Raw genomic sequence first — 8,074 nt, forward strand, 5'->3', positions numbered from 1 at the left:
GGACATGGTCCGTTCCGGACGCGTCCTCCATTCTTAATTAATCTCCATACAGTAATGAGAAAATCCGTTGCATGAACTCCCAGGGTGCGGTAGAATGGATAGGACAGTGCGAAACTGCCACAGAATGGAGGGGATGGAGGGAAATTATGGTTGCATTACGAATTGAAGATATGAAAGTATTTACGAAAAAATTATTTATTGGGGAAACATTCGACCGTTTTCTGGTGAGGGAAGCCAGTATCGTTACGTTTAACAGCTTCACCATCGACGGCAGGGTGAGACAGGGGTATTACTCCGAAGAGGAACTGGAGGCGGGAAAAATTGAAAATTACTCGTCATGGAAGACGCTGCGTCCATTTTGCTTCTCATTAATCAAAGGCAGCAAGCTGCCGGAGAGCTTTGCAATTGTTTTTAAATTACCGCCGGACAATACGGAAAAGTTTTTAAAGGACAGAAATTCATCCTGGCTGCCGGAACAGGTCGGAGGTCTTTTTATCAATATCAGGTATGAGGATCAGGTTTTATACTGTGTCACCGGACTCTCCATGAATCAGTTTACAATGGACAGATCGCTGGAGAGGGAATGGGACGATTCAGTAAAGGCATTTTTACGTAAAGAGGAAATTGTTTTTGAGGAAGGCTAGAGCCTGTATGAAAATCCATTCCCGCCATCTGCACGCCTCACTTCGCGGCATATTTGGCCCAAATTCGCTTACCGTAGCCCACTACGCCGCGCTCATTCGGGCCAAATCTCCCACAAAGTGTGACGCATATCTGACGGAAAACAATTTTCAGACACAATCTATTAAAACGATTTAATATCAGTTGAGACAAGGAGAACGATATGAAGAAAAAATTATTTGCGGCAGCATTGGTGATGTTCAGTATGACTACGGCTTTTCCGGCTTATGCGGCGGGATGGCAGAAGGATCCGTCGGGCTGGAGATGGCAGAGGGACGATGAAACATTTGTCACCAACGGCTGGGAATGGCTGGACGGCAATCAGGATCAGATTGCGGAATGCTATTATTTTGACCAGTATGGATATATGATGAGGAATACGCAGACACCGGACGGACATCAGGTTAACCCGGACGGGTCCTGGGTGGTAGACGGCGTTGTGCAGTCGAGGAACGTCGGAGCCAACGGGAATGAGGCCGGGAATGCCGGAACACTGACAGACCACAGTTATTCCAATGAGTGGCTGGGATACCGTCTGGAGCTTTTGGCGCCGGCGAAGTTTGCATATAAAGATAAGAATGAAGAGTTGCTTACAGTCAGAGTCAGCCCGCTGGGAGAGGCCCTGACTGCGGCAACGGTTGATATGGGATTCATGAAAAAACAGGATGGATGGAATCTTGAGAATTATGTGGATTATTATGTGAACCTGCTCAGGACTGCCGGATACGGAGACGTGAAGACAGAGGCGGGAGCCGTACTGGGAGACGGTAATACTTATACCGCAATATCCGGTAAAACTGCGGAAGGCACAGGCAGGGAATATTATATCAGGATATCCGGTGATTACCTGATTCTTTTTACTGCAGATTACGCAGATGGATATAAAGAGGCTGCCGCTTCGGTGATGGCAGCCGTAAAACCGTACTAAACGATAACCTGCACGCTCCGTGCACAGGTCACCGCCTTTAATAAAGAGATGCCGTAACAGTTCATGATGTCTGAACTCTTACGGCATTCCTGCTTTTTATAAGGAAAGAGTAATACGGAAAGAGGGTGCTGCAGAACCGGTATTATCCAGTTCTGCAGCACCCTCTTTCACCTTAATGGGTAATAATGTATTTACAGAAAAGAGCAGGTATCTGCTTATTCTGATCCCAGATAGACTGGTATTCGGAAAATGCGACCGGACAGGTGGAACGGCCGACCTCAATCGTGAGGCCCGGAACCGGATTTCCTTTTTTCTGGAGCCAGTCTTTATAACCGCCGACGCCTTTGCTGGCGAGTACCTGATAGCCGGTGACCCCGGACGCGGCCAGTGCCATGTCGTATGATTCCGCCGCTTTCTGGTTTCCTTCCGTATCCCAGTAAAGCACTCTGCCCATTGCATGGTAATTGATGACGGCAGAGAATGCGTTCTGCTGGGCCAGATTTGCCAGCGCCTGTGATTCCGGCTCGGACAGAGGGGAAGGCCCTTTATAGTCCGTAAAGGAATTATGGTTCAGTGTCGGATTTAACGTATCCCAGCCGGCATCAAAGTTATGATTCAGATCCACGCCGCGTGCATTGCTCTTCCAGCGGGTCAGATATTCTTCATAGCTCAGGGCGGTGCGGGCGTCTGCGATATCCAGTGTATAGCAGTTCTGGATGGTCTGACGCAGCTCTTCGGAGCGGATAGCGCTTTCGCCGAACTGGCTCAATGTGACACCGTCAGGGTTTGCCATTGGAATATAATGGACGGCTACATTATTCAGTACGGAAGACAGCGGCTGGTCATTATAGGTTCCGGTATCATAAAATGCAAGCATATATTCAAGCTGCTGCATCATAAGAGGAACCACAATATATTCTCTTGCATGGATGGCTCCCTGAAACAGAATCTTTTTTGGCGCAGCCGGATTTCCGATTATGATATCATAAATATTCCTGCCGTCGAGAGACTGGCCGATGACATTAATTGTCATGCGGTTCCCATAGCGGGCGGCGAGGGCGCTGATATCATACTCCATCTGTTCATAGGAGTACTTGTCGACCGGTTTTACAACCGGATCGGAGAGGCGCTGGTTGTAGTAGCTGTTATCTACCGGAACCTCAGCTCCCGGCCCGCTTCCCGGACCCGGAGACGGAGTCGTCAGAGAGGTATCATCAGCCGGACCGGCATAAGCGATTCCCGCAAATACACTGGAAAAGGCCAGTGAGAGCGAAATATATCCGACAGCAGCGCTTTTTTTCAAAAAACACTGTAGTTTTTTTCTGTGATTCATATTAGAGAGTCCTCCTTATTTTGTATGACTTAACCATTATAGAAGTTCCGACTTTGAATGTCAACGAGCTGGAAAAAACTGAAAGAAAAACGCAAGGAATGGAAAAGAAATGCAATTAAAATTACTAGCACTCAATTCAAATGAGTGCTAATTTTCTATTGACATCTGAGGCATGAGGTATTAGAATAATAAATGCCCGGTGGACTGAGAAATGGTGAAGTTTCTGTTCAAAGCCACTATTTTGCGGGGAATTTCCGTGCGCAACCGCACATCCCGGGTTACACGGAGCATGACAAAGTAATTAATTAAAAGAAATACAAATATACGAATAGCAAAGGAGTGTTCATTATGGCAGCTAAGACAGGCAGCTTATCAATCAACAGCGAGAATATTTTCCCAATCATAAAGAAATGGCTCTACTCGGATCATGATATCTTTTACAGGGAATTAATTTCCAATGGCTGTGACGCAATCACAAAGCTTAAAAAACTGGAACTGATGGGGGAATTTGTAAAACCGGAGGAGCTGGAGTATAAGATTCAGGTAACGGTGGATTCCAATGCGAAGACGATTTCCGTGGAAGATAACGGTATCGGTATGACAGCGGAGGAAGTGGAAGAATACATCAACCAGATTGCATTTTCCGGGGCCCAGGATTTCCTGGAAAAGTATAAGGATAAAGCCAATGAGGATCAGATTATCGGCCATTTCGGCCTGGGCTTTTATTCCGCATTCATGGTAGCCGACAGAGTCGTTATCGACACCCTGTCCTATAAGGAAGGGGCTAAGCCAGTTCACTGGGAGTCCGAGGGCGGTACGGAATTTGCCATGGACGAAGGCGATAAGACAGGCAATGGTACGAGGATTACTCTTTATCTGAATGAAGACAGCAACGAGTTCTGTAATGAATACAGGGCGCGTGAAGTAATCCAGAAGTACTGTGCATTCATGCCGGTAGAAATTTTCCTGGATAATGCGTCGGCAGAGCCGCAGTATGAGACAATTGAGAAGGATGAGCTGACTGAGAAGGACACAATTGTAGAAACTGTAATCGAAGAGGCTAAGACCGAGGAAAAGGAGAATGAAGACGGGACAAAAGAGACCGTTGAAATTTCCCCGCGGACAGAGAAATACAAAATTCTGAAGCGGCCGGTGGCACTGAATGATATTAACCCGCTGTGGAATAAGCATCCGAATGAATGCACAGAGGAGGAATACAAGGAATTTTACCGCAAGGTATTCATGGACTTTAAAGAGCCGCTGTTCTGGATCCATCTGAACATGGACTATCCGTTTAACTTAAAGGGAATTCTCTATTTCCCGAAGATCAACATGGAATATGAGAGCCTGGAAGGTACGATTAAGCTGTACAATAACCAGGTGTTTATCGCCGACAACATCAAGGAAGTTATTCCGGAGTTCCTGATGCTTTTAAAGGGGGTAATCGACTGTCCGGATCTGCCGCTTAACGTATCGAGAAGCGCGCTTCAGAATGACGGTTTTGTCAAGAAGATTTCTGATTATATCACTAAGAAGGTGGCCGATAAGCTGTCCGGAATGTGTAAAACCGATCGTGAAACATATGAGAAGTACTGGGATGACATTGCTCCGTTTATCAAATTCGGCTGTCTCAAGGATGATAAGTTTGCCGACAAAATGGATGAGTATATTATCTTCAAGAATCTGGAAGGCAAATATCTGACGCTGAAAGACTGCGAAGAAAGAGCCAAAGAAGAAAACCACGAAAATAAGATTTTCTATGTGACCGACGAAAAAGAACAGAGCCAGTACATCAATATGTTCAAAGAGTCGGGCCAGGATGCCCTTATCCTGCCGCATAATATTGATAATCCGTTCATCGGCCGCCTGGAGCAGAAGCATGAGAACCTGAAATTCTTCCGGATCGACGCGGATGTCAATGAGACGATGAAGGAAGAAGTGGCGGAGGAAGATAAGGAGTCGTTTAAGAAGACGGAGGAAACCCTGACGGAGGTATTCCGCAAGGCGCTCGGCGACGATAAGCTTCAGGTCAAAGTGGAGAAGCTGAAAAATGAGTCCATCTCCTCGATGATCACGGTTTCAGAGGAATCCCGCCGTATGCAGGAAATGATGAAGATGTACAACATGTACGGAATGGATCCGTCCATGTTCGGAGGAAGCGGACAGGTATTGATTCTGAATGCGAATAACAATCTGGTTCAATATGTCTTAGAGCACGGCGAGGGAGAAAACACGGCAAAGATTTGCGAACAGCTTTACGATCTGGCGCTCTTAAGCCATGGTTCCCTGACACCGGAGAGAATGACGAACTTTATAGCAAGAACCAATGAGATTATGGGAATGCTGGCTAAATAACATTCCGTAACTTCAGGCGGGAATCGTTCCAGGCGGGAGAATAATCCGGCCGGGAATGTTTCCCGCCTGATTTGTTTTTTAACAATATTATTTTGTCAAAACTTACAAAATGTGTTGTTGGATTTTGTGGATTGGATCACGTACAATTGAACCATCAAAAAAAGCAAAGGACAGAGGCCGGCCATGGGGGCCGCATCCTTTGCAGACTAAAGAAATGAGGGGGAAATATGGAACCATCCACACTGACAATAATTATTTTAATCCTTGCGGTTATATCTTTTCTGCTTGAAAAGATACCGGTCAATATGACGGTTATGCTGACACTGTGTGCCCTGGTACTGACGGGCCTGGTTACGCCGAAGGAGGCGGTAAGCGGATTTGCCAGCACGACGATTCTGATGTTAATCGGCGTGGTGATTGTCGGCAGCGCTCTGTTTGAAACGGGAGTATGTGACAAAATTGCTTCGATTGTAACTAAATATGCAAAAACGGAACGCCAGATGATTATGGCGATAATGATTTTATCCACGATTATGTCGGCCGGACTGAGCAATTCCGGTACGGTGGCAGTATTTATTCCGATTATTATCGGAATCACGGCGACGACCAGTTTTTCACGTTCTAAGCTTCTTATGTCCGCGTTTCTGGGAGCTATGGCCGGCGGCAGGCTGACGCTGGTCGGCGATGCGGCGGTTAATGTGCTGATTGGGGATCAGATTAAAGAACTGGGACAGCCGTTTGGATTCTTTGAGATTTCGAAAATCGGCATTCCCCTTACCGTCATAATGCTTTTGTATATGTATTTTATCGGTTATAAATTTCTGCCGGATATCAAGATATACAATGATGAAAGCCAGATTTTTACGGAAAAGGCGCCGAAGGATGTACCCAGATGGAAACAGGTGGTCTCCGTGGTAATCCTGCTCTGTGTATTTGTAGGAATGATTTTTGAGGACAGGACAGGCATACCATCTTATATGGTGGCAATCATGGGTGCGGTTGCCGACGTGCTTTTTGGGATTTTTACGGAGAAGCAGGCATATCAGCTTATCAGCATCAAGACCGTAATTCTGCTCGGCGGTATGACGCCTCTGGCTACAGCGCTTAAGAATACCGGTGCCGCACAGATTATGGCCGATATGCTGATACGCATTATCGGCGGTTCTACAAATGTGTATTACATAACCATTGTTATTTTTATTCTGACTTGCGTTATGACACAGTTTATGTCTAACGTTGTCACGATCACCCTGCTGATGCCGATTATCATTGCGATTGCACAGACGATTGGAGTATTCCCGTCTGCTCTGCTGATGGTGCTTTGTATTGCTTCAACTATGTCGATTTTATCACCGATTGCGTGTCCCCCGGCCAATCTGATTTATGCATATGGAGGGTACAAGTTCTCGGATTACCTGAAGAGCAATATCGGGATGGCGGTCGTATTTCTGATTGCGTGCATACTTATAATACCAATGATCTGGCCGCTTTATATTTAAAGAAGAATCGGCAGGGCCTAGCGGTTCGGGCCGGAAGCTGAGGGAGGGGAACATGGATTTACTGATTAATAATGCGGTGGCCGTTGACTTGGACACAGGCCGGGAGACAAAGTGTGCGGTCTGGATTGAAAAGGGAAGGATACAGGGAATGTCCGAACCATTAACAGGTGAGCGTGCAGATACAGCGGCTGAAATTCTGCTGGATGCGGGCGGCGCTTATATCCTGCCGGGATTGATTGATTTCCATACACATTTATATACCAAGGGAAGCGGATTCGGTTTAAACGGAGATCTCCTGCTGTCATCCGGTGTGACGATGGCCGTAGACATGGGAACAGCCGGCTGTGCCGGATATGAAGCATTCCGCCTGACGGATATCCTGCCCCGGACAATCAATATCAGGAGCTTTTTGAACCTTTCGCCGGTTGGGCAGCCGGGAGCCGGAATTTCTGAGCCTCTGGACAGGGCGGCTGTTAAAGAAGGGCTGATGGAGGAATTAATCACGAAATATGCCGATGAAATCAGAGGTATCAAAGTCAGAATCAGCCGATCGATTGTGGGGGATTTGGGGATTGCACCTTTGGAGCATGCCCTGGAACTGGGGGAGCGCTGGAAGCTCCCGGTCTGTGTCCACACAACGGATCCGCCGGTCCGGGCGGAGGAGATTGTCAGCCGCCTGCGTCCGGGAGATATATACAGCCATATGTACCACAATAAAGGGATGACGATTCTAAAGGAAGACGGCGGCGTACAGGAGGCATTTAAAAAGGCACAGAAACGCGGCGTCATCCTGGAAGTGGGAAACGGCCGGATGAACTTTAATTTTGAGGTGGCACAGCAGGCGGTGAGAGACGGGGTTTATCCCGACATCATAAGCAGTGACGCCACGGCGGCCACATTTGCCAACACACCTGCCATGAAGGATTTGGCGTTTGTTATGTCCAAGTTTTGGAACATGGGAATGCCTCTGCACCGTGTATTTGATTCGGTAACGCGGACTCCCGCCCGCTGTCTCGGCATGGAGAAGCAGGCAGGTATTCTTAAAAAGGGGAGGAGCGCGGATCTTACAATTCTCAAAGTCTGTGAACAGGATGTGGAATTTTCAGATTCCGACGGTAACGTCAGGAAGGGGACGTCTCTTCTTGTTCCCGTCATGACGGCGCTGAATGGTAAAATCGTATACCTGCAGGGGGATATTCCCCTGAGAAAAAAGCGGTTATGACTCTGTAGTACTTGGTAGCCCTGTTAAGCAGGTGAGGACGCCGCCGGAACGGCCAG

General features: G+C 47.3%; 7 protein-coding genes. 6 read left to right on the forward strand and 1 reads right to left on the reverse strand.

Annotated features, from left to right (window positions below; all coding sequences use genetic code 11):
* Nucleotides 1-146: 146 nt before the first annotated feature.
* Genes CLOSYM_RS13990 through CLOSYM_RS13995 form a run of 3 tightly spaced genes read left to right on the forward strand, consistent with a single transcriptional unit; the run spans nt 147 to nt 1,609 of the window.
* Nucleotides 147-644 carry a DUF5721 family protein gene (locus CLOSYM_RS13990; RefSeq protein ID WP_003501177.1) on the forward strand — a complete coding sequence of 166 codons (498 nt, stop codon included), beginning with the start codon at nt 147-149 and terminating at the stop codon, nt 642-644.
* A gap of 7 nt (nt 645-651) precedes the next feature.
* Nucleotides 652-819, forward strand: a complete 168-nt coding sequence (locus CLOSYM_RS24100; protein ID WP_334291433.1) for a DUF6783 domain-containing protein — start codon at nt 652-654, stop codon at nt 817-819.
* A gap of 25 nt (nt 820-844) precedes the next feature.
* The gene (locus tag CLOSYM_RS13995) at nt 845-1,609 is read left to right on the forward strand and encodes a hypothetical protein (RefSeq protein WP_021642600.1); all 765 of its coding nucleotides are present in this window, start codon (nt 845-847) and stop codon (nt 1,607-1,609) included.
* 172 nt (nt 1,610-1,781) lie between these two features.
* Here the strand turns inward: CLOSYM_RS13995 and CLOSYM_RS14000 are convergent, their stop codons facing one another.
* Nucleotides 1,782-2,942, reverse strand: coding sequence for a M14 family zinc carboxypeptidase (locus CLOSYM_RS14000; protein WP_003501181.1), 1,161 nt, complete (start codon nt 2,940-2,942; stop codon nt 1,782-1,784).
* A gap of 348 nt (nt 2,943-3,290) precedes the next feature.
* On the opposite strand from CLOSYM_RS14000, the gene htpG reads away from it, so the two are divergent.
* From htpG to CLOSYM_RS14015, 3 genes are all read left to right on the forward strand, one after another.
* On the forward strand, nt 3,291-5,297 hold the full coding sequence (gene htpG, locus CLOSYM_RS14005; RefSeq protein ID WP_021642602.1) for a molecular chaperone HtpG: 2,007 nt from the start codon (nt 3,291-3,293) through the stop codon (nt 5,295-5,297).
* Between the two features lie 227 nt (nt 5,298-5,524).
* The gene (locus tag CLOSYM_RS14010; RefSeq protein ID WP_021642603.1) at nt 5,525-6,796 is read left to right on the forward strand and encodes an SLC13 family permease; all 1,272 of its coding nucleotides are present in this window, start codon (nt 5,525-5,527) and stop codon (nt 6,794-6,796) included.
* A gap of 52 nt (nt 6,797-6,848) precedes the next feature.
* Entirely contained in the window at nt 6,849-8,018 is a 1,170-nt protein-coding gene (locus CLOSYM_RS14015) for an amidohydrolase family protein (RefSeq protein ID WP_021642604.1), read from the forward strand.
* The last annotated feature ends 56 nt before the right edge of the window (nt 8,019-8,074 follow it).

The sequence above is a fragment of the [Clostridium] symbiosum ATCC 14940 genome, assembly GCF_000466485.1.
Classification (GTDB): Bacteria; Bacillota; Clostridia; order Lachnospirales; family Lachnospiraceae; genus Otoolea; species Otoolea symbiosa.